Source organism: Myxococcus eversor (assembly GCF_010894455.1).
GTDB classification, from domain to species: Bacteria; Myxococcota; Myxococcia; order Myxococcales; family Myxococcaceae; genus Myxococcus; species Myxococcus eversor.
In genome coordinates, this window is record NZ_JAAIXY010000027.1 from 52,880 (window position 1) to 76,080 (window position 23,201).

General features: G+C 69.0%; 20 protein-coding genes. 11 read left to right on the top strand and 9 right to left on the bottom strand.

All coding sequences use genetic code 11. From position 1 onward, the window contains the following. Nucleotides 1-34: 34 nt before the first annotated feature. Nucleotides 35-505, bottom strand: coding sequence for a winged helix-turn-helix transcriptional regulator (locus G4D83_RS39355; protein ID WP_163870072.1), 471 nt, complete (start codon nucleotides 503-505; stop codon nucleotides 35-37). A gap of 141 nt (nucleotides 506-646) precedes the next feature. Here G4D83_RS39355 and G4D83_RS39360 point away from each other — a divergent pair, with 141 nt between their 5' ends. Continuing rightward, entirely contained in the window at nucleotides 647-1,921 is a 1,275-nt protein-coding gene (locus G4D83_RS39360) for an MFS transporter (RefSeq protein ID WP_163870073.1), read from the top strand. A 31-nt stretch (nucleotides 1,922-1,952) separates the two neighbouring features. Then, the gene (locus G4D83_RS39365) at nucleotides 1,953-2,726 is read left to right on the top strand and encodes a sulfotransferase (protein ID WP_163870074.1); all 774 of its coding nucleotides are present in this window, start codon (nucleotides 1,953-1,955) and stop codon (nucleotides 2,724-2,726) included. A gap of 2 nt (nucleotides 2,727-2,728) precedes the next feature. Here G4D83_RS39365 and G4D83_RS39370 read toward each other — a convergent pair whose 3' ends face one another. From G4D83_RS39370 to G4D83_RS39385, 4 genes are all read right to left on the bottom strand, one after another. Continuing rightward, the gene (locus G4D83_RS39370) at nucleotides 2,729-3,646 is read right to left on the bottom strand and encodes a sulfotransferase domain-containing protein (RefSeq protein WP_163870075.1); all 918 of its coding nucleotides are present in this window, start codon (nucleotides 3,644-3,646) and stop codon (nucleotides 2,729-2,731) included. A gap of 131 nt (nucleotides 3,647-3,777) precedes the next feature. Continuing rightward, nucleotides 3,778-4,137 (bottom strand): DUF3703 domain-containing protein, encoded by a 360-nt coding sequence (locus G4D83_RS39375; protein WP_163870076.1) that lies wholly within the window; start codon nucleotides 4,135-4,137, stop codon nucleotides 3,778-3,780. A 16-nt stretch (nucleotides 4,138-4,153) separates the two neighbouring features. Next, the gene (locus G4D83_RS39380; protein ID WP_163870077.1) at nucleotides 4,154-5,068 is read right to left on the bottom strand and encodes a cation diffusion facilitator family transporter; all 915 of its coding nucleotides are present in this window, start codon (nucleotides 5,066-5,068) and stop codon (nucleotides 4,154-4,156) included. A 310-nt stretch (nucleotides 5,069-5,378) separates the two neighbouring features. Then, a complete protein-coding gene (locus tag G4D83_RS39385) occupies nucleotides 5,379-5,951 on the bottom strand; it encodes a hypothetical protein (RefSeq protein WP_163870078.1) in 573 nt (190 codons plus the stop codon). 95 nt (nucleotides 5,952-6,046) lie between these two features. On the opposite strand from G4D83_RS39385, the gene G4D83_RS39390 reads away from it, so the two are divergent. Further along, nucleotides 6,047-7,912, top strand: coding sequence for a BamA/TamA family outer membrane protein (locus G4D83_RS39390; protein WP_163870079.1), 1,866 nt, complete (start codon nucleotides 6,047-6,049; stop codon nucleotides 7,910-7,912). 10 nt (nucleotides 7,913-7,922) lie between these two features. On the opposite strand, the gene G4D83_RS39395 is transcribed toward G4D83_RS39390, so the two are convergent. Continuing rightward, nucleotides 7,923-8,699 carry a UPF0489 family protein gene (locus G4D83_RS39395; RefSeq protein ID WP_163870080.1) on the bottom strand — a complete coding sequence of 259 codons (777 nt, stop codon included), beginning with the start codon at nucleotides 8,697-8,699 and terminating at the stop codon, nucleotides 7,923-7,925. A 117-nt stretch (nucleotides 8,700-8,816) separates the two neighbouring features. Between G4D83_RS39395 and G4D83_RS39400 the strand changes: the two genes are divergently transcribed. Beyond that, nucleotides 8,817-11,024: a S9 family peptidase gene (locus G4D83_RS39400; RefSeq protein WP_163870081.1), complete on the top strand. Its 2,208-nt coding sequence runs from the start codon at nucleotides 8,817-8,819 to the stop codon at nucleotides 11,022-11,024. 139 nt (nucleotides 11,025-11,163) lie between these two features. Here the strand turns inward: G4D83_RS39400 and G4D83_RS39405 are convergent, their stop codons facing one another. From G4D83_RS39405 to G4D83_RS39415, 3 genes are all read right to left on the bottom strand, one after another. Next, the gene (locus tag G4D83_RS39405) at nucleotides 11,164-11,367 is read right to left on the bottom strand and encodes a cold-shock protein (RefSeq protein WP_015352191.1); all 204 of its coding nucleotides are present in this window, start codon (nucleotides 11,365-11,367) and stop codon (nucleotides 11,164-11,166) included. Between the two features lie 190 nt (nucleotides 11,368-11,557). Then, the gene (gene odhB / locus G4D83_RS39410; protein WP_163870082.1) at nucleotides 11,558-12,769 is read right to left on the bottom strand and encodes a 2-oxoglutarate dehydrogenase complex dihydrolipoyllysine-residue succinyltransferase; all 1,212 of its coding nucleotides are present in this window, start codon (nucleotides 12,767-12,769) and stop codon (nucleotides 11,558-11,560) included. Further along, nucleotides 12,759-15,641: a 2-oxoglutarate dehydrogenase E1 component gene (locus G4D83_RS39415; protein WP_163870083.1), complete on the bottom strand. Its 2,883-nt coding sequence runs from the start codon at nucleotides 15,639-15,641 to the stop codon at nucleotides 12,759-12,761. Before G4D83_RS39415 ends, odhB begins: the two co-directional genes overlap by 11 nt. Before the next feature lie 245 nt (nucleotides 15,642-15,886). Between G4D83_RS39415 and fabI the strand changes: the two genes are divergently transcribed. The 7 genes from fabI (at nucleotide 15,887) to G4D83_RS39450 (ending at nucleotide 23,141) form a co-directional block, all read left to right on the top strand. Next, nucleotides 15,887-16,720 carry an enoyl-ACP reductase FabI gene (gene fabI / locus G4D83_RS39420; RefSeq protein ID WP_163870084.1) on the top strand — a complete coding sequence of 278 codons (834 nt, stop codon included), beginning with the start codon at nucleotides 15,887-15,889 and terminating at the stop codon, nucleotides 16,718-16,720. A gap of 164 nt (nucleotides 16,721-16,884) precedes the next feature. Further along, nucleotides 16,885-17,271 (top strand): response regulator, encoded by a 387-nt coding sequence (locus G4D83_RS39425; protein WP_163870085.1) that lies wholly within the window; start codon nucleotides 16,885-16,887, stop codon nucleotides 17,269-17,271. A gap of 4 nt (nucleotides 17,272-17,275) precedes the next feature. Further along, the gene (locus tag G4D83_RS39430; protein WP_163870086.1) at nucleotides 17,276-18,142 is read left to right on the top strand and encodes a response regulator; all 867 of its coding nucleotides are present in this window, start codon (nucleotides 17,276-17,278) and stop codon (nucleotides 18,140-18,142) included. Then, nucleotides 18,139-19,368: a CheR family methyltransferase gene (locus G4D83_RS39435; protein WP_163870087.1), complete on the top strand. Its 1,230-nt coding sequence runs from the start codon at nucleotides 18,139-18,141 to the stop codon at nucleotides 19,366-19,368. Before G4D83_RS39430 ends, G4D83_RS39435 begins: the two co-directional genes overlap by 4 nt. Next, nucleotides 19,365-19,910, top strand: a complete 546-nt coding sequence (locus tag G4D83_RS39440; protein ID WP_163870088.1) for a chemotaxis protein CheW — start codon at nucleotides 19,365-19,367, stop codon at nucleotides 19,908-19,910. Before G4D83_RS39435 ends, G4D83_RS39440 begins: the two co-directional genes overlap by 4 nt. Then, on the top strand, nucleotides 19,900-22,074 hold the full coding sequence (locus G4D83_RS39445; RefSeq protein ID WP_163870089.1) for a hybrid sensor histidine kinase/response regulator: 2,175 nt from the start codon (nucleotides 19,900-19,902) through the stop codon (nucleotides 22,072-22,074). Before G4D83_RS39440 ends, G4D83_RS39445 begins: the two co-directional genes overlap by 11 nt. Further along, the gene (locus G4D83_RS39450) at nucleotides 22,071-23,141 is read left to right on the top strand and encodes a chemotaxis protein CheB (RefSeq protein WP_163870090.1); all 1,071 of its coding nucleotides are present in this window, start codon (nucleotides 22,071-22,073) and stop codon (nucleotides 23,139-23,141) included. The genes G4D83_RS39445 and G4D83_RS39450 overlap by 4 nt, the downstream gene beginning before the upstream one ends. The last annotated feature ends 60 nt before the right edge of the window (nucleotides 23,142-23,201 follow it).

Here is a 23,201-nt window from a genome sequence, read left to right on the forward strand (position 1 = left end):
GCGTCACGGGCCGTGGCTCCTCGAGCGCCACGGCTCACCGCTTCGCGCGAGGTTTCTTGTCGGAGACCTTCCGCACGACGGTATCGGTCGACGTCAGGGGGCGGCCGCTCTCCGAGCGCACCTCCATGGCGCGCACCGGTCGCCCCTGCTCCGTATCCACCAGGACGGAGTGGGCCTCGTTCGGCTGGAAGCAGTGGTGTTCGCCCCACTGCCTCAGTCCGACGAGCACCTGGAACAAATCCCGGCCCTTCGTTGTGAGGACGTAGTCGTGGAACGCGCTGCCGTCGGACGCGGGAACGACTTCCAGGATGCCGTGCGCGACGAGGTGCCGCAGCCGGGTCGAGAGGATGTTCTTCGCCACGCCCAGGTTCTTCTGGAACTCGCCGAATCGGCGCAGGCCGTCGAACGCGTCGCGGATGAGCAGCAGGGACCACTCGTCGCCGATGATGTCCACGGACCGCTCGACGGGGCACTCCACCCGGCTCTGGGGCTTGCGCTTCGCCATGTCGCCTCGCTCGTTCCCGGCCACTCCCCGCGTGAAGGACGCGGTGGAGGCGGGGGGCTCCTGTCGCTTGGGTTGAAATAGCAAACCCCCGTCGCTAATTCCGAGTGGTTTCATTTTGAAACCATATTGGAGTGGTGGTCCATGCGAAGTGGGGCGGAGGCGCGTGACGCCAAGGAGGGAGACGAGCGTCTGACGGAGGTGGCCGCCCGGCCGGCGGGAGACGTCGCGCCCACGCTGTCGCGAGCCGTGACGGCGTTGTTCGCGGTCGCCTGTGGGTTGGCGGTGGCCAACGTCTACTTCGCGCAGCCGTTGTTGGATTCGATGGCGAGGGACTTGGGGCTGAGGCCCTCCTTGGTGGGCATCGTGGTGACCGTCACCCAGGTGGGGTACGGCCTGGGGTTGTTGCTGGTGGTGCCGCTGGGGGACCTGGTGGAGCGTCGCCGGCTCGTCGCGGTGCAGATGTCCTTGTCCGTGTTGGCGCTCGTCGTCGTGGGACTCGCGCCCTCGGGGGCGGTGCTGCTCATGGGGCTGGCGGTGGTCGGTCTGCTCGCGGTCGTCATCCAGGTGCTGGTGGCCTTCGCCGCGACGCTCGCCGCTCCCGCCGAGCGAGGACGCGTCGTCGGAGGGGTGACGAGCGGTGTGGTGATTGGCATCCTCATGGCGCGCACCGTGGCGGGTTTCCTGTCGGACCTCGCGGGCTGGCGTTCGGTCTACCTGGTCTCGGCGGGGGCTACGCTGGTGCTCGTCGTCGCGCTGGTCCGCGTCCTGCCGCGCGAGCGCGCGACGAAGCACCTGTCCTATTCGGCGTTGCTGCGCTCGGTGTTCACGCTGTTCGTGGAGGAGCCGGTCCTTCGCGTGCGGGCAGTGCTCGCGTTGCTGATGTTCGCCGCGTTCAGCACCTTGTGGACGCCGATGGTGTTGCTGCTCGGGGCGCCTCCGTTCTCGCTCTCGCATTCCCAGGTGGGCCTGTTCGGCCTGGCGGGAGTGGCGGGCGCGCTGGCGGCGTCACGGGCGGGACGGCTGGCCGACCGGGGCTGGGGGAACTGGACCACCCGCATCGGACTCGTCGTCCTGCTGCTCTCGTGGTGGCCTGTCCTGCTGGCGCGGGAGTCTTTGTGGGCGCTGGGCGTGGGCATCGTCGCCCTGGACCTCGCCATCCAGGCCCTGCATGTCACGAATCAGAGCGAGCTCTACGCCGTGCGCCCGGAAGCGCGCAGTCGGCTGGTGGCCGGTTACATGGTCTTCTATTCCATCGGCAGTGGCGCGGGCTCCATCACCTCGACACTCGTCTTCGCGCATGCGGGCTGGAGTGGAGTGGTCATCCAGGGAGCGGCCATCTCCGCCGTGGCCCTCCTGTTCTGGACGTTCACACGCGCTTCGCCGCGTTCCGACGTGACGGGTGGCGTCGATTCATGAGAAGCCTTGCCTTCGCGTTGGGGGGTGCTTCGTGGAGCAGTCGGTCGGCAAGCCGCCGCTGTACGCCTTCGTCATCTGTCCGAACAACAGTGGCAGCACGCTGCTGGTCCGGCTGCTGGCCACGTCGGACCAGGTCTCCGTGTTCGACTCGATGAACCACGAGGGGCAGTGGCTCGTGCACCGGGACGACCCGGAGGCGATGCCCGTTCCCGACACCGAGAGCGAGGAGCTGCGCAACTGGACGACGAACGAAGCGAAGTTCGGAGACCCCCAGCGCTACCACTGGGAGCGCATCAAGGCCGTCTGGCACCGGGCCTGGGACTTGCGCAAGGCCGTGCTGGTGGAGAAGAGCCCGCCCATGGTGGTGGCCGCGCCGCTGTTGCAGGAGCACTTCGCGCCCGCGCGCTTCATCGTGTCCTGCCGCAGTCCCTACGCGTTCGCCGAGGGCGTGCGCCGCAAGCGTGGCTATCCGCTCGCCACCGCGACGGCCCACTGGGTGCGCTCCAGTCGGTTGCAGCTGCGCAACCGCGCCGTGCTGCGCGACTCCCTCTTCTTCCGCTACGAGGACCTCTGCCAGTCCCCGGAGGCGACCGCCGCGAAAATCCTCGAGCTCATTCCGGAGCTGGGTCGCCTGGATGTCAGCCGCGCGTTCGACATCATGGGCGAGCACAGCCCCATCCGGGACTTCAACGGGGACTCATTGGGCCGCATGAGCGCGGAGGACCTGAAGGAGATCAACACCGCGCTCGCTGGACATGAGGACGTGCTGGATGCGCTGGGATACGAGCGAATCGAGCCCCGCTGACGCTACTGACGTGAGGCGTGGAGCAACTGCCTCATCCGCGCATACGTCGGGATGCCGAGCGGCACCTCGATGTCGACGCGCCACGTCTCCTTCAGCGCCTCATGCACTGTGGCGGGCAGCTCCATGGAGTCGCCCACCCGGCCCGCGCGGACCTTGGTGGTCTGGAGCTCCAGCGGCAGCGCGGTCATCTGATTGACGGCGGTGGTCGTGGGGTGGTCGTCGAACTGGTGCTCATGCGCGTGCATGAACTCGAAGGTGGACTGGCGCGTCACGAGGGCGACCAGGTACTCATCCATCGACACGCCCATGAAGGCGCCGATGCGGCGGATGTTTCCCGCCAGGTCCTCCTTCATGTCCTCATAGGACAACAGGAGTACGTCCTCGCGCTCACGGACGCGCCACCAGGAGCGCAGGTGCTCCCAATAGCGACCGAAGCGTGCGTCCTTCAGGAAGATGCCGAAGCAGAACTGCTCCACGGTGACGGAGTCGGGCTCGAACATCCATCCGTTCACGTAGTGGTAGAAGGACGTCAGCGTGTCCGCCGGGTCTCTCATCACGTGGATGTACCGGCCGCCCTTGGGAATCCTTTCCCAGTACAGATGGGTCTTGAAGGCTCGGGGGCTGGCGACCTGGGGACCCGCGAGGGCGAGCCCCGGAAGCGGTGGGCTCTCCATCCACGGGACGACGAGGGAGATCTCCTCGAAGTCCATGGAGCCTCTCGTGCGCAGTCCGTGGACGATTTGCTGCGTCCAGGTGGTGCCGCACTTGGGATAGGTCGCGACCAGGATGTCGGTCGGCTCCAGCTTGAAGTCGGCCGGGGCGGAAATGGGTACTCGCCAGGCGTGCAGCGACTGCAGTTCTTGAAGTGACGTGGGCAGACGGGATGAAGGCTGACAGCGTGTGACGTCCGGCTCGCTCATGGTGCCCCCCTGGCGGGACCACCGCCGGCCGGGAGCCTACTCGCTGAATCGGCTGCACCGCGCGCTTGGGACGTGCACCGCGTTTGTCACATCGCGGTGGCGAGAACGATTGTTCGTACGGCGCGCTCTGCTCACGAGGCGGGAGGTGATTCGTGACGCAGCACGGCTTGGAGGTCCTCTGGAATGGGCATGGGCGTGAAGATGCCCACATTCGAGCCCCCGGTGTTTCCCAGCGGCGCGCGTCCGAGCCAGGACCCGGGAGCGGCCAGCAACAAGCGAGGGAGTTGTCCGAACAGCTCGCGGAAGTCACTGCTCCGCCAGGCCCAGACGAACATGGCGCCATGCACCCGGAGATGCGGCCATGCATGGGCCTGGCTCAGGACATGGGCACGTTCCAGGAAGTGCCATGCCGTCTGGAAGTCGCCCCGGGTCTGGGACTCGGAGGCGTGTTGGAGTTCCTGGTCGAAGTGGGCTCGGAGTGTGGGGTGCATGGGGGCCTGGCGTCGTTCAGGGGCAGGACGTGACAGCGCGGTTGGCCGTGAGGGGGCGGCAATCCCGGGACGCGTCTGATTCGAGTTGCAGGGTGACGTGCTCGATGCCGAACCGGTCATGGAGCAGGCGCTTGAGGTGGCTGATGCGCGAGTCGTCCATGGGCTGCTCTCGCACGACGAGGTGGGCGGTGAGCGCCGCTTCGGTGGTGCTCATGGCCCATACGTGCAGGTCATGCACCTCGGCGACGCCGGGAGATTGCTCCAGCTGAAGCCGCACGGAAGGCATGTCGATGTTCGTGGGAACGGCTTGCAGGGCCAGGTTGACGGAGTCCCGGAGCAATCCCCAGGTCCCCGCGAAGATGAGGAGCGCGATGCCGAGTGTCACCGCGGAATCCAACCACATCCACCCGGTGAAGGAGATGAGGGCGCCGGCCGCGACGACACCGAGCGACACGCCCGCGTCGGCGGCCATGTGCAGGAAGGCGCCTCGGATGTTGAGGTCGCTCTGGCGCCCCTTCCAGAACAGCAGCGCGGTGGCGGTGTTGATGAGCGCGCCCACTCCGGCCACGAGCATGACGGTACCCGTGGCGATGGGAGCGGGCTGCCCCAGTCGTTGCACCGCCTCCCAGCCGATGGCGCCCACCGCGACGAGCAGGAGCAGCGCATTGAGAAGCGCGGCCAGGATGGAGGCGCCGCGCAGGCCATAGGTGTAGCGCTCGGTGGGCTGGCGACGGGCCAGCACGGTGGCGCCCCAGGCGAGCACCAGGCCGAGCACATCGCTCAAGTTGTGTCCGGCATCGGCGAGCAATGCGAGTGAGCCCGAGATGAATCCGAAGGTGGCTTCGACAGCCACGAAGGCCAGGTTGAGGCCGATGCCCAGCGCGAAGGCCCGGCTGGGTGTCGAAGGAGCGTGTTGGTGGGAACCGGACATGGGTGACGACGCCTCCAAGGCTGGGTGCTCTTGGCGGCCCGCCCCTCGTCATGAGAGGAGCTGTCCGCCTTCACCCAGGAAGACGCCCGCTTCCGGTCGAGATTACACCCGGATTTTCCGCCGCCTCGGATGAGGCGACACGGCACTTCAGGGGCACATCACCCCAAGCGGGCCGGCGAGCGTCCAAGGGCTGCGTCGACTCATGCCTTGGGCTCACCGTGGACAGGAGGTCCCCTCGGGAATCATGACGGAGCCGGTGCACCGTGGCTTGTCAGGTCCTTGGGTGGGTGAGCTCCCAGAGCCGACGGAGTCACGTCTGGGAACCGCCGCCGTGGAGGTGTTCGAGCGCCGCGTGCCAGCGTGTGAGCTGCTCCGCAGTGACCTCGAGCCGTGCGAGCCACGCCTGGAAATAGCGCTCCAACTCGGCGGCCCGGGGATGGGTTTCCCGGTGGTGGTGGATGAAGTCCTTGTAGTTCTGGACCTTGTCGGCGCGGAGCATGTCGTTGACCTCGGGCTCCGTGCTGAGCGCGATGTCGTCGGGCCCTCTCAGGTCGGGCCGATGGGACAGTGCGGCATTGGCCGTCTCCCGGTAGTTCAGCGCGAGGGCGAGGACGCGCGGCTCGTCACTTACTCCGTCGACAGGTGGCAGGGAGAGGTCCGCGGCCGTGGCGAGCGCCTGGGCCCAGGCGGCGGCTCGCGCGTCATCCTCCTGAACCAGTGGGTGCAGGCAGTACGCGCGTTGGGCGTGCTCACTCGCGCCCAGGGCCCGAAGGACCCACAGCCCTTCGTCGATGTGGTGAAGGTAGGGCACGCCGGAGCGTCGAGCGCGGCGCTGTCCGTAGAACGCTTGAATCGCGCGGTACTCGCGGGCATTCGCGTCCATCCATGGAGGATGACAGTCGGCACTTCGCGCCGCAATCCGGGCGGCCCCGCGATGAAGATGCTCGCAAGGAAGTCCGCGCATGCCAGGATGGCGGGGTGGCGCTCCCGCTGCTCGTCCTCATCGTCGTTCCACTTGCCCTGACCTCTCTCCAGGCGGAGCCCGTCGCCGAGACGCCGGCTCCCGCCGAATCGTCTCCGGCTCAGGACGAGACTCGTGCGACAGAGGAGGGTGAGAAGGCTCCGTCCGGGACGTCGGTGGAGCCCGCGTCGTCGCGCCCTTCGGGACTCTCGCAGGAGAACTACGAGGAGGCCCTCATCGTCGAGGCCCTGGCCCGACATGGCCGTCAGGTGGAGCCTTCTCCCGAGGGCCTGCCGCTGGCTGAAGTCCTCGTCGACACCGAGGAGGTGGTCGCGGAGAGCGACCCGTATCCGAACTTCCTCAACATGTTCCACATCCGCACCCGCGAGGAGGTCGTCCGGCGCGAGGTGTTGCTGCCACCGGGACAGCCGTACTCCACGCGGCTCGCGGACGAGACGGCGCGCAACCTGCGGAGCCTGCGCCTGTTCTCCGTGGTGCGTGTCGTCCCTGTGAAGGGCAAGGTGCCCGGGACGGTGGCGCTGCTCGTCGTCACCAAGGACATCTGGTCGCTGCGCCTCAACAGCGACTTCTCCGCGGTGGGCTCGCTGCTCCAGTACCTCCGGCTCCAGGGCACGGAGCAGAACTTCCTGGGACGGGGCAAGAAGCTGGCGCTCGACTTCACGCTGCGCCTGGACACGCTGAGCTTCGGCCAGAGCTACACCGACCCGCGCGTGCTGGGCAGCCGCTGGTCCTTGAGCGAGTCCATTGCCCTCATCGTCGGCCGTGAGAGTGGCAAGGCAGAGGGCTCGCGGGGAAGTTTCTCCGTCAGCCGTCCGCTCTACTCACTGTCCACGCCGTGGAGCGTGAGCACGTCCGTCGCGTGGAACGTGGAGACCAATCGCATCTACCGGGGCGCGGAGATATGGCAGTTGCCGTTTCCCGATGGCCCGCCAGTGCCATACGTGTACCGGACGGAGGAAGTCGCGGGCGCGGCCTCGTACACGCGCTCGTATGGCCTGCGCTTCAAGTTCAACGTGAGTGGCTCGCTGGGCGCGTACCACTACGGTTACACCCCGCCGTCCTCGTCGATGCTGACGGAGGGACAGGCCGACTGGTTCCGTCGCAACTACCTGCCGCGCGCGGAGGACGCGGGCTACGCGTCACTGTCCCTGCGCGCGTTCGAAGCCCGGTACGAGGTGCTGCGCGACGTGGACTCGTATGTGCTCTCGGAGGACTACCAGATGGGGCACTGGGTCTCCGCGACGGTGCGCTACGCGCCTCCCGTGTTCGGGGACGACAATCACTTCACGGAGGCGGGACTCGCGGCGCGCTACCGGCTGCGCTGGGGCGAGGCGCTCACCACCGTGTCGGCCTCGGGCGCAATCCGTCGACAGCTCGGTGTGGGCGCGACGTGGAACAACCGCCACTGGGCCGCGGAGCTGGCGCAGGTGTCGCCCAAGATTCTGGGGGGCCGCTTCGTCGCGCGCGGCCTGCTGGATGTGAACATCGATGACCTGTTCGACCGAATCACGCTGCTGGGCGGTGGCAACGGGCTTCGAGGCGCACCCGCGGATGAGTACTCCGGCAAGCGGATGCTGCTGGTGAACGTGGAGTACCGCACCGCGCCCGTCGTCATCAAAACGGTGCACGTGGGCGGGGTGCTCTTCCTGGACTCGGGCAGCGCGTTCAACGACAGGCCGGACATGGTGACGTCGGTGGGCGTGGGCCTGCGCGTGCTGTTCCCCCAGTTCAACGTCGTGCCCTTCCGGCTCGACTTCGGCTACGTGCTCAACGGGGACCGTCCTCCCATCGGCAGTCGCTTCTCGCTCGCCGGTGGACAGGTGACGGACCTGAGGCCGAGCTTCCTCGACTCGCCGCTGTAGGCGTGGCGACTCACGGAGGCTCGACGCGCAGCAACTCGCGGAAGAGCACCTCCGCCGCGTCGCGGAACAGCTCACCCGACGCGAGCAACCCGCCGCAGTGATGCGGCTCGCGCGCCAGCGTCAGCGCCACGGTGCGCTTCAGCACCGCGTCCCAGAAGGGCTCGGAGCCCTCCGGCAGCAGGAACTCACGGATGATGGCGCGAGGCCACGGAATCACCGTCGTCGGGTCCGCGTCACTCAGCGACGTGAAGCAATCCAGGTCGATGTCGAGCAACACCTGGTCGGCGCGCTCCAGCACCTCCCGCACCGCGTCACCAGGCGCGGGGTGATTCCAGGCCTCGGAGGCCCGGTCCACGGTGGGCACCGCCACCAGCCGGTGCGCACGGCCCCTCGTGTCCACATAGGTGTCGCCCGCGAACGAACCGCGGGGCCTCGTCCGGGCAATCAGCAGGGCATCTCCCACCAGCCCCGCCTCCATCGCCGCGAGGATGTGGTCGTAGTTGCGCACGTCCAGCGACCACCGGGCGTGCTCGTCCAGCGCGCGCAGTCCGGCAGAGCGGTCCGGCACCTTCCCGGGCTCTCTCGGCACCACCACGTCCAGGTGCCTGTCGAGCGTCACCAGGAGGGCAGGGGAGCCCGCCTCCCCGAGCGCGCACGCCCACGAGGGGAGGGCCAGCCGATGGGGGTCGAAGACATAGGCGTCCGTGGGGCCTCGCCCGCCTCCCAGCCCCAGGCGGATGATGCCCGCCAGCCTCAGGTGCCGCAGGGCGTCGTCTTCGGTCTCCATCCCTCGGGAATCCTCACGTCGGTTGTGGGTTTGCTCAGCTTGCGCGGCGGCCGAGTGTAGGCTTCCCCGCACCTTTCCGTGAAAGGAGCCCCGCCACCGGCGGGATTTCGACGACCCATGCGCCAGGTACTCACCGCCGCGCTCCTCTTCGTGAGCACGTCCGCACTCGCCCAGGAGATGAAGCCCCTACCCATGTCCCAGACGGAGCGGAAGCAAGACACCTTCCTGCGGCAGCTCACGGAGACTCGCAACTTCTCGAGCGGCCGCCCGGTCAGCGTGCGCGTCACGCCAGACGAGAAGCAGGTCCTCTTCCTTCGCACCCAGGCCACCTCCAACGTGCAGACGCTCTACGCGTTCGACGTGGAGTCCGGCCAGACGAAGGAGGTCCTCACCCCCGAGGCCATTCTCAAGGGGACCGACGAGACGCTCACCCCCGAGGAGAAGGCCCGCCGCGAGCGCATGCGCGTCAGCGCCCGAGGCTTCACCTCGTATCAAATCTCCGATGACGGCACGCGACTGCTCGTCCCCCTGTCCGGCCGCCTCTACGTGGTGGAGCGCGCCAGCGGCAAGGTGACGGAGCTGAAGACGGGCCCCGGTGTCCTGGATCCGCGCTTCTCCCTGGACGGCAAGCAGGTGGCCTACGTCCGGGAGAATGACGTCTACCGAATCGACATCGCCGCCAACAAGGAGCAGCGAGTCACCAAGGGCGGCACCGACACGAAGACGCACGGCGTGGCCGAGTTCGTCGCCCAGGAGGAGATGAGCCGCTTCTCCGGTTACTGGTGGAGCCCCGACGCGAAGTCGGTGGCCTACACCGAGTCCGACACCGCCGAGGTGGAGAAGCTCACCATCGTCGACGTGATGCACCCCGAGCGCGGCGGCGAAATCTTCGCCTACCCCCGCCCCGGCAAGCCCAACGCCAAGGTGCGCCTGGGCGTCACCCCCGTCACCGGCGGCAAGACGACGTGGGTCCAGTGGGATTCGGCCAGGTACCCGTACCTGGCCACCGTGACGTGGCCCAAGGGCGCTCCGCTCACCATCCTGGTGCAGAACCGGGTGCAGACCGAGCAGCAACTCCTCGCGGTGGACCCCGCCACGGGCAAGACGCGCGAGCTGCTGGTGGAGAAGGATTCGGCCTGGCTCAACCTGGAGCAGGACTTCCCGCTGTGGCTGGAGGATGGCAGCGGCTTCCTCTGGTACACCGAGCGCAACGGCGGCCCCGAGGTGGAGCAGCGCAAGGCGGACGGCTCGCTGGAGCGCAGCGTGGTGAAGCCGGACGCGGGCTTCCGCAACCTGTCCCGCTTCGTCCAGAAGGACCGCACCCTCTATTTCAACGGCGGCCCCAACCCCACGCAGAGCGCCCTGTGGCGCGTGAAGGCGGGCGGCGCCCCCGAGCGCGTGACGGGCAACAAGGAAGGACTCGAGGGCGGCTCCGCCTCCCGCGACGGCAACGTGCTCGTCGTCAACGACTCCAGCCTGAAGACCATGAACCGCACCCAGGTGCTGCGCGCGGATGGGAAGAAGCTGGGCGAGCTGCCCGAGGTGGCGCAGGAGCCGCCCTTCATCCCCAACACCGAGGTGCGGCAGGTGGGCCCCAAGCGCTTCTGGGCCTCCATCACCCGCCCGCGCGACTTCAAGCCGGGCAAGAAGCTGCCCGTCATCGTCGAAGTGTACGGCGGCCCCACCACCACCGTCGTCCACCACAGCATGGCGGCGCACCTGCTGCCGCAGTGGATGGCGGACCACGGCTTCATCGTCGTGAAGTTCGACGGGCGCGGCACCCCGCTGCGCGGCGCCGCCTGGGAGCGCGAGGTGAAGTACGACTTCGCCACCATCACCATTGAAGACCAGGCCGCCGCCATCCAGGAGCTGGCCAAGGAGCTGCCGGAAATCGACATCAACCGCGTGGGCATTGAAGGCTGGAGCTTCGGCGGCTACATGGCCGCGCTCGCCGCCCTCAAGCGCCCGGATGTCTTCAAGGCCGCGGTGGCTGGCGCCCCGGTGGTGGACTGGCTCGACTACGACACCCACTACACCGAGCGCTACCTGGGCCTGCCCCAGGAGCACCCGGAGGCGTACGAGGCGAGCTCGCTGCTCACCTACGCCAAGACAGACAAGCCCATTGGCAAGCTGCTGCTCATCCACGGCACCGCGGATGACAACGTGTACTTCTTCCACACGCTCAAGCTCAGCGATGCGCTCTTCCGCGCCGGCAAGCCCCACGAGCTGCTGCCGCTCAGCGGCCTGACGCACATGGTGCCGGACCCGCTGGTGAAGGAGCGCCAGTGGGAGCGCGTCATGGACCACTTCAAGAAGAACCTGTGATGTGATTGCGGGCTCCGGGCGTTCGCGCCCGGGGCCTGTCCGTACCCCGCAAAAGCAAGAGGCCCGGTTCCCTCAACTCCAGGGGCGGGCCTCCGTTCATCGGCCCCCCGCGGGAAGGGCCAGGACCTACGACGACGCTTCAGCCCGCGCGAACGTTCTGCGCCTGCAGGCCCTTGGGGCCGCGCGTCACCTCGAACTCCACCTTCTGACCCTCGGCGAGGGTGCGGAAGCCATCCATGTTGATGGCGGTGTGGTGGCAGAAAACGTCCTCACCTCCGCCGTCCTGGGTGATGAAGCCGAAGCCCTTCGCGTCGTTGAACCACTTCACGGTACCGGTTGCCATTGCACTTCCTTCAGTCTCGCGGGGCGACGTTGTGAGAGCCGCCCGTTCTTCCCGCCCCCCGACGACCGGGAGACAATGTCCAGTTGTAGTGAAACGCCTGCCTGGAAGTCCAGCCAGCGACCTGGAATGCCCGAGTTGCACTGAGCTCGGGCCTCCCTGGTAAGTCGCGGCGCGGCGCGTCACCTACAACTCAGACGTCGAGGAGAAGGCGCTCCGGGTCCTCGATGCACTCCTTCACGCGCACGAGGAACTGGACGGCCTCGCGGCCATCGATGAGCCGGTGGTCGTAGGTGAGTGCGACATACATGATGGGGCGGATGACAATCTGCCCGTCGCGGACGACGGCGCGGTCGACGATGTTGTGCATGCCCAGGATGCCCGTCTGCGGCGGGTTGATGATGGGCGTGGACAGCATGGAACCGAAGATGCCGCCGTTGGTGATGGTGAAGGTGCCGCCCTGGAGGTCGGACAGGCCCAGCTTGTCATTGCGAGCCCGGGTGCCCAGGTCCGCGACGCCCTTCTCCAGCTCCGCCAAAGACAGCTTGTCCGCGTTGCGCAGCACGGGGACGACGAGGCCGCGGCTGCCGCTCACCGCCACGCCGATGTCGTAGTAGTGCTTGAAGATGACGTCTTCGCCGTCAATCTCCGCGTTGACCTGCGGGAAGGCCTTGAGGGCTTCGATTGACGCGCGGACGAAGAAGCTCATGAAGCCCAGCTTCACGCCGTGCTTCGCCTGGAACTTCTCGTTGTACTTCTTGCGCAGCGCCATCACCTCGCCCATGTCCACCTCGTTGAAGGTGGTGAGCAGGGCGGCGTTGGACTGGGCCTGGATGAGGCGCTCCGCCACGCGCTTGCGCAGGGGCGTCATGCGGACGCGCTCCTCGCGGGCGGCGTTGGGGCGGGGGCCCGCGGGCTGGGCGGGGGCGGGGGGCTGGGAGGGCGCGGCCGGGCGGTTGAGCTGACCGAGCACGTCCTCCTTGGTGATGCGGCCGGCGGTGCCGCTGCCCTTGAGCTGGGTGACGTCCAGCTTGTTCTCCTCCGCCATCTTCCGGGCGGTGGGCGTCATCCGCGCGTCCGCGCCAGCATCGGCGGGAGCGGCGGCGACGGGGGCCGGCGCGGCGGCGGGAGCAGCGGCCGCGGGCTTCGCGGCGGGAGCGCCGGCACCGGCCTCGGTGATGAGGCCGAGCACGTCACCCACGCGCACCTTGTCACCCTCCTTGAAGGCGACGCTGGCCAGGGAGCCGGCCGAGGGCGAGGGCACGTCGATGGTGACCTTGTCGGTCTCCAGGACGACGAGCGGCTCGTCCGCGGACACCGCATCACCCTGCTTCTTGTTCCACTTGCCGACGACCGCTTCGGTGATGGACTCGCCCAGCGGCGGCACTTTCAGTTCAACGGCCATTCTTGGTCCCTCGGAAGATGGCTTCCTCGATGATGAGCTGCTGCTCGATTTCGTGAGTCTTGGGGAAGCCGGTGGCGGGGCTGGCGGCCTCCGCGCGGCCGATGTAGCCCAACTTCACCTGCTGCTGCGAGCGCGACGACGCCAGGTCGTGCAGTCGCGGGAACATGAAGTGCCACGCGCCGGCGTTCCGGGGCTCCTCCTGCACCCAGAAGACCTCCGCGAGCTTCGGCAGCTTGCCCACCAGGTTGGCCAGCTCGTCGAAGGGGAACGGGTAGAGCTGCTCCAGCCGGACGATGGCGATGCTGTCGTCCTTGCGCTCGTCCCGGGCCTTCACCAGGTCGTAATAGACCTTGCCGCTGCACAGCAGGAGCCGCGTCACGCCCTCGGGGGCGACCTTGTCCAGGATGACCTCCTGGAAGGAGCCCGTGGCCAGCTCGTCCAGCTTGCTGGTCGCCTCCGGGCGGCGCAGCAGGCTCTTGGGCGACATGATGACCAGGGGCTTGCGCACCGGGCGCAGCACCTGACGGCGCAGGAGGTGGAAGATCTGCGCGGGCGTGGTGGGGTAGCAGACCTGGATGTTGTCCTCGGCGGACAAGTCGAGGAAGCGCTCCAGACGCGCGCTGGAGTGCTCGGGGCCCTGGCCCTCGTAGCTGTGCGGGAGCAGCAGGGTGATGCCGCTGAGCCGGCGCCACTTGCTCTCCGCCGCCGCGATGAACTGGTCGATGATGATTTGAGCGCCGTTGGCGAAGTCACCGAACTGGGCCTCCCAGATGGTGAGGCCGTCCGGCACGTCCAGGCTGTAGCCGTACTCGAAGCCCAGCACGCCCATCTCCGACAGGGCGCTGTTGACGACCTGGAAGCTGGCGCGGCCCGTGGAGAACTGCTTGAGCGGCGTGTACTCCTCGCCCGTCTGCACGTCGTGCAGCACCGCGTGGCGGTGGCTGAACGTGCCGCGCTCGCAGTCCTGGCCTGACAGGCGCACCGGGTGGCCGTCCGCGAGCAGGGTGGCGTAGGCGAGCGTCTCGCCCTCGCTCCACTGCAGCTCCTCGCTGTCCAGCATGCCCAGGCGCTTCTTGATGACGGTGCGCTCCACGTCGCGGTGGACGTGGAAGCCCTCCGGCACCGTGCACAGCCGCTGGAGCGCGTCGCGCAGCTTCGCCTTGTCCACGCGGGTGGCGACCTGGGGCGCGTTCTTCACCGAGCCGCCCTGGTAGGGCTTCCACAATCCCTCCAGCGCGCTGGGCTCCTTGAACTGGCTCTCCTGGCGCGCGCGGACGAGCGCCGCGTCGAACTCCTGGAGGCAGCGCTGCTTGATGGCCTCCGAGTCCTCCGCCGAAATCCGCCCCTGCTCCGCCAGCGCCTTCGCGTAGAGCGTGCGCACCGTCGGGTGCTTGCGGATGAGGTCGTACATCGCCGGCTGGGTGAAGGACGGGTCGTCACCCTCGTTGTGGCCGTAGCGGCGGTAGCAGATGAGGTCGATGACCACGTCGCTGTGGAACGTCTGCCGGTACTCCGCCGCCAGCCGCGCCACGTGGACGCACGCCTCCGGGTCATCTCCATTCACGTGGAAGATGGGGATGTCCAGCATCTGGGCAATCGCCGTCGCGTAGATGGAGGAGCGGGAGTCATGCGGGTCGGTGGTGAAGCCGACCTGGTTGTTGATGACGACGTGGATGGTGCCGCCGGTGGCGTAGCCCTTGAGGCCGGACAGGTTGAGCGTCTCCGCGACGACGCCCTGGCCCATGAAGGCCGCGTCGCCGTGGATGAGCAGGGGCATCACGCCCACGCGCTCGGTGTCGCCGCCGCGCTCCTGCTTGGCGCGCACGCGGCCCTCCACCACGGGATTCACGGCCTCCAGATGGCTGGGATTGAAGGCCAGCGACAGGTGGACGTTCTTGCCCTGGCGCGTGGTGTGGTCCGACGAGAAACCCATGTGGTACTTCACGTCGCCGCGGCCCAGGTACGCCTTGGGGTCCTTGGGGCCGTCGAACTCGCTGAAGATCTGGCTGGGCTGCTTGCCCAGGATGTTCGTCAGCACGTTGAGGCGGCCGCGGTGGGCCATGCCGATGACGACTTCCTTCAGACCCATGCCGGCGCCGACCTCGGCGATGGCGTCCAGCATCGGGATGAGGGCCTCGCCGCCGTCCAGGCTGAAGCGCTTGGCGCCCACGTACTTGGTGTGGAGGAAGTTCTCGAAGCCCTCCGCGTAGGAGAGCTTGGTGAGCAGGTGGCGCTGGTCCTCCACGGAGAAGTCCGTGCGGTTCTCGCTGTGCTCCATCCGCTGCATCAGCCAACGGCGGCGCTGGCTGTCGAGGATCTGCATCACCTCCACGCCGATGCTGCCGGTGTACGTCTTGTGCAGGCGCGAGAGCAGGTCGCCGAGCTTCACGCGCTGCTGCGGGAAGGTGTTGCTGCTCTCCACCTCCTGCTCACGCTCGCGCGCGGAGAAGTGGCTGTCGTCCACCATGCCCACATCCGCCACGTGCTCCAGCGCGGGACGCGGGCGACCCAGCGGATCCAGGTTCGCGCGCAGGTGGCCCCGCAGGCGGAAGGCGAACAGCGCCTGGTCCACCTTCGACTGCAGCTCCAGCGCCTGGGCCTGCGCCGTGCTCGCGGGAGGCACGGCGGCGGCGGCCGGCGCGGGCGTCTGGGCGGCGGCGGCCTTGCCATTGGCCTTGCCCGCGGGTGCGGCGGGCGTGGGGGCCTCCAGCAGCTTCGTGTTGAAGATGGGACGGCCGGCGCCATCGTTTCGCTCGAACACCTCGCGCCAGCTTGAATCCACGCTGGCGGGGTCCTCGAGATAGCGGGCGTAGAGCCCCTCGATGAAGTCGATGTTGGCGCCGGAAAGGAACGTGTCCTGGAAGTTCGCCATGGCGGTGTCGTCTTTTACTGGAAGGTCGCCCCGTTGGGGGTTTTTCGCGGCATCTTTGTTGAGCCTCGGTGGCACCCCAGGGGTCCTGGCGCGGCCAGGGGAGCAGGAGGATTGATGCCCCTGTTGAGCGCAGCTTCAGCCCTGGAATTCTCAAGGTCTGGAATCCCGCTTCCTCCCGTTCCGGGCGAAAGGAGTGCTAGACAGCGCGCTCCCCACCCCTTCCTCTCCCCACGAGGCCGCCGACCATGCTGCTCCAGGGCAAGAAGCTGCTCATCACCGGGGTCCTGACTCCCCAGTCCCTCGCCTTCGGAATCGCCGAGCACGCGCTCGCGCAGGGCGCGGAAATCGTCCTCACCGGCTTTGGCCGGGCCAAGTCCCTCACCGAGCGGAGCGCCAAGCGCCTCAAGCCGGGGACCGAGGTGCTGGAGCTGGATGTCACGAACCCCGCCCACTTCACGGCGCTCACGGAGTCGCTCAAGCAGCGCTGGGGCCAGGTGGACGGGGTGCTGCACAGCATCGGCTATGCCCCGGATGACGCCCTGGGCGGCAACTTCCTCAACACGCCCTGGGAGAGTGTCCAGACGGCGTTCCGCATCTCCGCGTTCTCCCTCAAGGAGCTCGCGGTGGCGTGCATGCCGCTGATGCCCCGGGGTGGCTCCATCGTCGCGCTGGACTTCGACAACCAGAACGTGGCGTGGCCCATCTATGACTGGATGGGGGTATGCAAGGCCGCGCTGGAGTCCACCGCCCGCTACCTGGCGCGCGATTTGGGCCCCAAGGGCATCCGGGTGAACATCCTGGCCGCGGGTCCGCTGGCCACCATGGCCGCCAAGGGGATTCCAGGCTTCAAGGCGCTGGAGCAGGGCTGGGGCAGGCAGGCCCCCCTGGGCTGGAACTCCAAGGACAGCCACGACATGGTGTCCAAGACCGCCTGCGCCCTGCTGTCGGACTGGTTGCCCTCCACCACGGGCGAAATGATCCACGTGGACGGTGGCTATCACGCCATTGGCGCGCCGCCGGTGGACCTCAAGGCGGACGAGGGGGCGGAGCCCGCAGCCTCCAAGCCGTCTGGCGAGTAGGCCGGAGGAGGCAAACCCCGAGGTCATCCGACACCTGCCCGCCTGCTGTCACGGCGGGCACTCCCCCCCGCTATCTACCGTGTGAGCCGTCACGGTAGAGTCTCCAACGTTTCGTGAGGGTGTCCCGCCGCGTGGGCGAGCCTTTGCGCAGGAGCCGTGGCACCGTGAGCACCAACAGCACCAAGGTCTTGCTGGTGGACGACAGCCCGACCGTTCGGAACATCGTCAAAATCTACCTCATGAACCTCCGAGTGGAGGCGCTGGAGGCGGACGATGCCACTCGGGCATTGAAGATCCTCAACCTCGTCCCCGTGAATCTGGTCATCGCGGACATCAACATGCCGGGCATGGATGGCATCACCTTCGTCAAGGAGGTGCGGGCCAGCCGCAACAAGCAGCTTCGCGACGTGCCCATCCTCCTGTTGACGGCGGAGAAGAGCGTGGACCTGCGCCAGCGCGGCACGGAGGCGGGCGCCAACGCCTTCATCCAGAAGCCGGTGTCCCACCACGAGTTGACGGAGACCGTCCGTCAGTTCCTGTCCAAGGCCTGATGCCGTGAGCCTGCCGTCCCTGCTGCTCGTCGACGACAGCGACGCCATCCTGGCGCTCGAGCGCGCCATCCTCTCCGGCCACTACACCATCCACACGGCGAGCAATGGCCGCGAGGCGCTGGAGAAGGTCACCCGCCTGCGGCCCGCCGCGGTGTTGTTGGACCTGTCCATGCCGGAGATGGACGGCGACGAGGTCCTCCAGCGGATGAAGTCCGACTCCGCCACGGTGGACATCCCCGTCATCATCATCTCCTCGGAGAAGTCCCGCGCGGAGGCGTGCATCGGGCTGGGGGCGGAGACGTTCCTGGCCAAGCCCTTCCGCGCGGACGAGTTGCTGCACGCGGTGGGTGAGGCGCTGGCCAACTCGCGGCGGCGCGCGCGCACCGGCTCGCTCCTGGTGCTGCGGGTGACGGTGGGCACGCTGGAGTTCGCGGTGCCGCTGGACTCGGTGCGAGAGGTGCTGCTGCACCCGGCGACGCGGCCGTTGCCCACGGCGCCCTCGTACCTGCGCGAATACGTGGAGGTGCGGGGCGAGGCGCTGTGCGTGCTGGACGTGGCCAGGCGGCTGAGCGTGGAGCACTCGCTGCCTCGGGTGGAGCGGATGCTGGTGGTCATCCAGGTGGACGGGGTGGCGCTGGCGCTCGCGGTGGACACGGTGAAGGACCCGGAGGAGTACGCGGCGACGGACATCGAGCGGCGCGAGCGCGTGGGGGGCGCGGACCATGGCCCGCTGCGAGACGGCCTCATCGGCATGCTGCGCTCGGGTGGCCACCTGCTGCCCATCCTGGACCCCCGGGTGTTCGTCGCGCGCGGACTGCTGCGTGAGCTGCCCCGGCTGGTCGAGGCCGCGGAGGCTGGACGGAGCGCATGAGCGCAGAGCTCGACCCGCGGCTGTTGACCCGAGCGCGGGAGGTGGTCTCATCCATCACCGGCTTCCGCGACGACGCCATCGCCACCGAGGCGATGGAGCGCGTCGTGCGTGGAGAGCTCGCGCGGGGCCGCTCGTCCGCGGACCTGTTGGGGGAGATGCTGTTCCCCCAGTCGCCCCTGTCCGGCACGCTGGTGCGCGCGGCGCTGGTGGGGGAGACGTACTTCTTCCGCCAGCCCGAGCACTTCCGCTACCTCTCCCATGAAGGCGTGCCCGCGGCCCTGCGCCGGGGCTCGCTGGCGCTGCGGGGCTGGAGCGCGGGCTGCGCCACGGGAGAAGAGGCGTACTCACTGGCCGCGGCGCTGCATGCCTCGGTGCCCCATGGCTTCCCGGTGGAGGTGTTGGGCACGGACCTGCACGAGGCCAGCCTGGAGACGGCGCGACGCGCCACCTACGGCACCTGGTCCCGGCGCGAGTCGGCGCCCCGGCTCTTCCCGCTCTACCTGGACGGCGTGGACCGGCAGGTCGTCATCCTGCCCGTCATCCGGCGCATCACCTCCTTCGCGCAGTCCAACCTCCTGGCGCCGCTGTCCGACAGGTTCGGCCGCTTCGACTTCATCTTCTGCCGCAACGTGCTCACCTACTTCTCCGTGGCCGCGCGGGAAGCGGCCATCGCCCTCCTGGCCCGGGCGCTCAACCCCGGCGGGCTGCTCTTCCTGGGCGCGGTGGAGGCGGACCGGGTGCCCGCGGGCATGGTTCGCGAGGGCACGCCGGAGTTGCAGACGTTCCGGCTCCTGGGGCCGGGGGAGGGCATCACGCCCCCGCCCGTGCCGCGCTTCGTGGAGCGCGAGGCGCCGCCCAAGCCGCTCATCCGCCGCCCCATGGTGACGCCGGTGCCGGTGCGCGTGGAGGTGACGCCGCCGCCCCCGCCGGCGCGGCTTCACCTGACGGCGCTGGAGCGAATCGAGGAGGGTGACGTGGATGGTGCGTCGGCGGTGCTGGAGTCGCTGGTGCGACAGGCGCCGGACTATCTGCCGGGACTGCTGGAGCTGGCGCTGTTGCGCGAGCGCTCCGGGGCGCGCGAGGCGGCGATGCCGCTGATGCGTGCCCTGCGGGTGCGCGCCGAGCGTCTTCCACCGGACCAGCTCGTGGACGGGCCAGAGGCCCTTCCGGCGCGGTTCTATCAGGCGTCCGCTGACGCCTACCTCAACCTGGGGGCGCTCGAATGAAAATCCTTCCTCGGAACATGGAGGAGGCTCAGGAGCAGGAGGCGGCGGAGCTGCTGGAGCGGCGCGCGTCACGGCTCCGGGAGCAGGCGGAAACCACTGTCGAGGAGGCGGTGCATTGGATCGCCGAGTTCCCGCTCGGTGAAGAGCGCTACGCCCTCTCGCTGGAGATGCTCCGCGCGGCGCTGCCCCTGCGCATGGTGACGCCGGTGCCCCTGTCGGCGCCCCACGTCGTCGGCGTCCTGCGCTTCCAGGGCCAGGTGCTCTCCGCGCTCAGCCTCGCGTCCATGCTGGGCGGCCACGGCTGGCGGCAGGACCCCGCGGTGTTGCTGGTGGTGGACCGGGGCGACGGCGAGCTGTGCGCGCTGGACTGCGAGGCCATTCCCCGTCCCACCACGTTGCCCGCGAGCGTGGTGGAGGCCGCGCGAGTGCGCGCCGAGGGGCCGGTGATGGAGGTCTTCACCCAGGACCGCCAGCTCATCCACCTCATCGACCTCAAGCGCCTGTTCAACCCGCGCTCGACGGGAGGACGCAATGCCCGTTGACCCGATGCTGCAGGGGCTCGTCACGGGCTTCGCCGTGGAGGCCCAGGAGGTCATCCAGAAGGTCACCATGGACCTGCTGGAGCTGGAGCGCGATGGCCTGGATTCGACGGCGCTCGCCAAGGTCTACGTCCGGCTGGGCCGGCACCTGCACACCCTCAAGGGCAGTGCCTCCAGTCTGGGCCTTCAAGACCTGGGCGACATCGCCCACAAGCTGGAGGACGCGCTCGCGCCGCTGAAGGCCAGCTCGCGCAAGATGCCCCGGTCCGTGGTGGACGTGCTGTTGCACGGCCTGGACCTCTTCATGCTGCGCGCCCAGGCCCATGCGGACGGGCGGGGTGACGCGCTGCCGGACCCGGCCGCCGCGCTGGCGCAGCTCGTGGCGGAGGGGCCCGCGCCGGAGACGGTGGGACCTCAGGCCTCGGGCCAGGCCCCCCAGTCCTCGTCCGCCGAGGCCGCGCCGCTCGCGACGCCCGAGGAGAGCGCGCTGGTGGAGTCCTCGTCGGCGATGAACCAGGACGCGCAGCCGGAGTCGGCGGACACGGGCTGGCGGGTCAGCGTGCGGCAGGTGACGTCGCTGATGCGCGAGGTGGAGCGGCTGCGCGAGGTCCGACTGCGCGTGGAGGAGCGGGGCCGCGAGCTGGACCGCGTGGTGACGGTGCTGGCCAAGCAGGGCCTCTTGGCGGAGACGGCCGAGGCCCGCACGCTGCTCGCGGGCACCTCGCGCCTGTTGCGCACCGACGGCGAGGAGACGAGCGACATCGTCGACGCGCTGGAGGAGGGCCTGAAGGCCATCACCACGCGCCCGGTGCGCACGATTCTGGATCCGCTCCAGCGCATGGTGCGGGACTTGTCGCGCCAACTGGGCAAGGAGGCCCGGCTGTCCGTGGTGGGCTCGGAGCTGTCGCTGGACAGGCGCCTGTTGGAGAAGCTCCAGGGCGCGCTGGTGCACCTGTTGCGCAACGCGGTGGACCACGGCCTGGAGTTGCCGTCCCAGCGCGAGAAGGCGGGCAAGCACCAGGAGGGCGCGCTCACGCTGCGAATCGAGCAGCAGGGAAACCTGCTGTTCCTGGAGTGCTCGGACGACGGCTCGGGCATCGATGTGATGCGCGTGCGCAAGGTGGCGGAGTCGCGCGGCGTCGTCACCTCCGACGAGGCGGAGCGGCTCAACGAGAACCAGGTGAGAGACCTCATCTTCCGCCCGGGCTTCAGCACCCGCAGCGACGTGACGGACACGTCCGGCCGGGGCGTGGGCCTGGACGCGGTGCGCGCGTCGGTGGAGGCGCTGCAGGGCCGCATCGAGGTGAACAGCACGCCGGGCCAGGGCACGCGCTTCGTGATGACGCTGCCGGTGGACCTGGGCAGCTCGCCGGTGCTGGTGGTGCGCGCGCTGGAGCAGCTCGTCGGCCTGCCGATGCTGGCGGTGGAGGCCACGCAGTTGGCGCGGGCGGACTCGCTGCGCATCGGCAAGCGCAAGGCGCACCTGGAATACCAGGGCCAGTTGTTGCCGGTGGTGGACCTGGGCGCGCGGCTGGGCCTGAGGGCCCTGGCGCCTCCCGCGGAAGGCCAGCCGCTGCTCATTGTCCAGAGTGGTGGCAAGCGCGTGGCGCTGGGCGTGGACGCGGTGGTGGGAGACAAGGACCTGGTCATCCGCCCGCTGCCGTCCGAGGTGCGGGACGTGCCCGCGTGGCAGGGCGCGGCGACGCTGAGCCGGGGAGAGCTCTTGCTCATCTGCCGGCCGGACTGGCTGGTGACGGAGACGGGGCAGGCCGCGGTGACCGCGCAGCGCCGGGCGCTGGTGGTGGATGACTCGCTCACCGCGCGAGCGCTGCACCGGGCCATGCTGGAGGCGGGTGGCTTCAGCGTGCACCTGGCGGCCAGTGGCGCACGCGCCCTGGACCGGTTGGCGACGGACACGTACGACGTCGTCATCTGCGACCTGGACATGGAGGAGATGGACGGAACGCAGCTCATCGCCCGCCTGCGCGAGAAGAAGGAGACGTCGTCGTTGCCCGTCATCCTCGTCTCCGCGCATGACAGTGCCGCCGCGAGGGAGCGGGGCATGGCGGCGGGCGCGGATGGCTATCTCAGCAAGCGCGAGTGTGCCGCGGGTCGGCTGCTCGCCGAGGTGCTCGACGTGATGAGTCGCAGGGGAGCGCGCGCATGAACACCCGGCGCACCATTCGCGTGCTGGTGGTGGACGACTCGCCCACCATGGCCAATACGCTGACGGCCCTGCTCACCGAGGACTCGCGCATCGAGGTCGTCGGTCGGGCTGGGGACGGCAACCGCGCGGTGCAGCTCGCGCGACTGCTCCGTCCGGATGTCATCACCATGGACCTGTTGCTTCCGGGCCTGGACGGGCCGGCGGCCATCGCCGCCATCATGTCCCAGTCCCCCGCGCGGGTGATTGTGGTGAGCGCCGTGGCGGAGCAGCGCGGCGTGGACCTGGGCTTTCAAGCGATGAGCGCCGGAGCGCTGGAGCTCATCGGCAAGCCCAACGTCACCAACGTGGAGGAGCTGCGCCGGTGGGGCCGGGAGCTGGCCCACTCGGTGTGCCTGATGGCGGAGGTGCCCGTCATCTCCCGCCGCCAGCGCACCGGCTCTGTAACGCCGCCGCCCATCGGCGCGAGGGTGGACGTCTTCGGCGTGGTGGCCTCCACGGGAGGTCCGCCCGCGCTGGCGGAGCTCTTGTCCAAGCTGCCCCGGGATTTGCCGGTGCCCATCCTCGTCGCCCAGCACATCACCGTGGGCTTCACCCAGGGCATGGTGCGCTGGCTGTCGCAGGTGACGCCGCTGACGGTGGACGTGGCCCGCGACGGCGAGCGGCTGGAGCCGGGCCGGGTGTACTTCCCGCAGGATGGGCAGGACTTGCTGGTGGACTCCGCGGGCCTCGCGCGCATGCAGCGCAGCCGGGGTGGCCCCTGTCCCAACGGGGACGTGCTGCTGTCGTCGCTGGCCTCGGCGTTCGGCCGGCGCAGCGGTGGCGTGGTGCTCACCGGCATGGGCGAGGACGGCGCGCGGGGCCTGTTGGCCATCCGCAACGCGGGGGGCGTCACCTTCTCCCAGGACGAGGCGACATCAGTCGTCTATGGAATGCCGCGCGCGGCGTTGGAACTGCGCGCCACGGACCAGGGCGTGCCGTTGGCCTCGGTTCCGGACCTCATCCTCCAGAGCTGCATCCCTCCCAACTTCCGCTCCGGTGGGCGCGGAGAGGGTGGGGTGGGCCGGTGACCGCACACGTGCATGATTGTCCCGAGTCGTTCGCTTTCGCCCCGCGTCCGCGCGGGCGTC

What these genes read in the sequence shown, in the direction of transcription:
- G4D83_RS39400 (WP_163870081.1), top strand. Translation starts at nt 8,817, where the DNA reads ATGCGCCAGGTACTCACCGCCGCGCTCCTCTTCGTGAGCACGTCCGCA.
- G4D83_RS39445 (WP_163870089.1), top strand. Translation starts at nt 19,900, where the DNA reads ATGCCCGTTGACCCGATGCTGCAGGGGCTCGTCACGGGCTTCGCCGTG.
- G4D83_RS39415 (WP_163870083.1), bottom strand. Translation starts at nt 15,641, where the DNA reads ATGGCGAACTTCCAGGACACGTTCCTTTCCGGCGCCAACATCGACTTC.
- G4D83_RS39385 (WP_163870078.1), bottom strand. Translation starts at nt 5,951, where the DNA reads ATGGACGCGAATGCCCGCGAGTACCGCGCGATTCAAGCGTTCTACGGA.
- G4D83_RS39360 (WP_163870073.1), top strand. Translation starts at nt 647, where the DNA reads ATGCGAAGTGGGGCGGAGGCGCGTGACGCCAAGGAGGGAGACGAGCGT.
- G4D83_RS39380 (WP_163870077.1), bottom strand. Translation starts at nt 5,068, where the DNA reads ATGTCCGGTTCCCACCAACACGCTCCTTCGACACCCAGCCGGGCCTTC.
- G4D83_RS39450 (WP_163870090.1), top strand. Translation starts at nt 22,071, where the DNA reads ATGAACACCCGGCGCACCATTCGCGTGCTGGTGGTGGACGACTCGCCC.
- G4D83_RS39395 (WP_163870080.1), bottom strand. Translation starts at nt 8,699, where the DNA reads ATGGAGACCGAAGACGACGCCCTGCGGCACCTGAGGCTGGCGGGCATC.
- G4D83_RS39355 (WP_163870072.1), bottom strand. Translation starts at nt 505, where the DNA reads ATGGCGAAGCGCAAGCCCCAGAGCCGGGTGGAGTGCCCCGTCGAGCGG.
- G4D83_RS39435 (WP_163870087.1), top strand. Translation starts at nt 18,139, where the DNA reads ATGAGCGCAGAGCTCGACCCGCGGCTGTTGACCCGAGCGCGGGAGGTG.
- G4D83_RS39440 (WP_163870088.1), top strand. Translation starts at nt 19,365, where the DNA reads ATGAAAATCCTTCCTCGGAACATGGAGGAGGCTCAGGAGCAGGAGGCG.
- G4D83_RS39370 (WP_163870075.1), bottom strand. Translation starts at nt 3,646, where the DNA reads ATGAGCGAGCCGGACGTCACACGCTGTCAGCCTTCATCCCGTCTGCCC.
- G4D83_RS39375 (WP_163870076.1), bottom strand. Translation starts at nt 4,137, where the DNA reads ATGCACCCCACACTCCGAGCCCACTTCGACCAGGAACTCCAACACGCC.
- G4D83_RS39405 (WP_015352191.1), bottom strand. Translation starts at nt 11,367, where the DNA reads ATGGCAACCGGTACCGTGAAGTGGTTCAACGACGCGAAGGGCTTCGGC.
- odhB (WP_163870082.1), bottom strand. Translation starts at nt 12,769, where the DNA reads ATGGCCGTTGAACTGAAAGTGCCGCCGCTGGGCGAGTCCATCACCGAA.
- fabI (WP_163870084.1), top strand. Translation starts at nt 15,887, where the DNA reads ATGCTGCTCCAGGGCAAGAAGCTGCTCATCACCGGGGTCCTGACTCCC.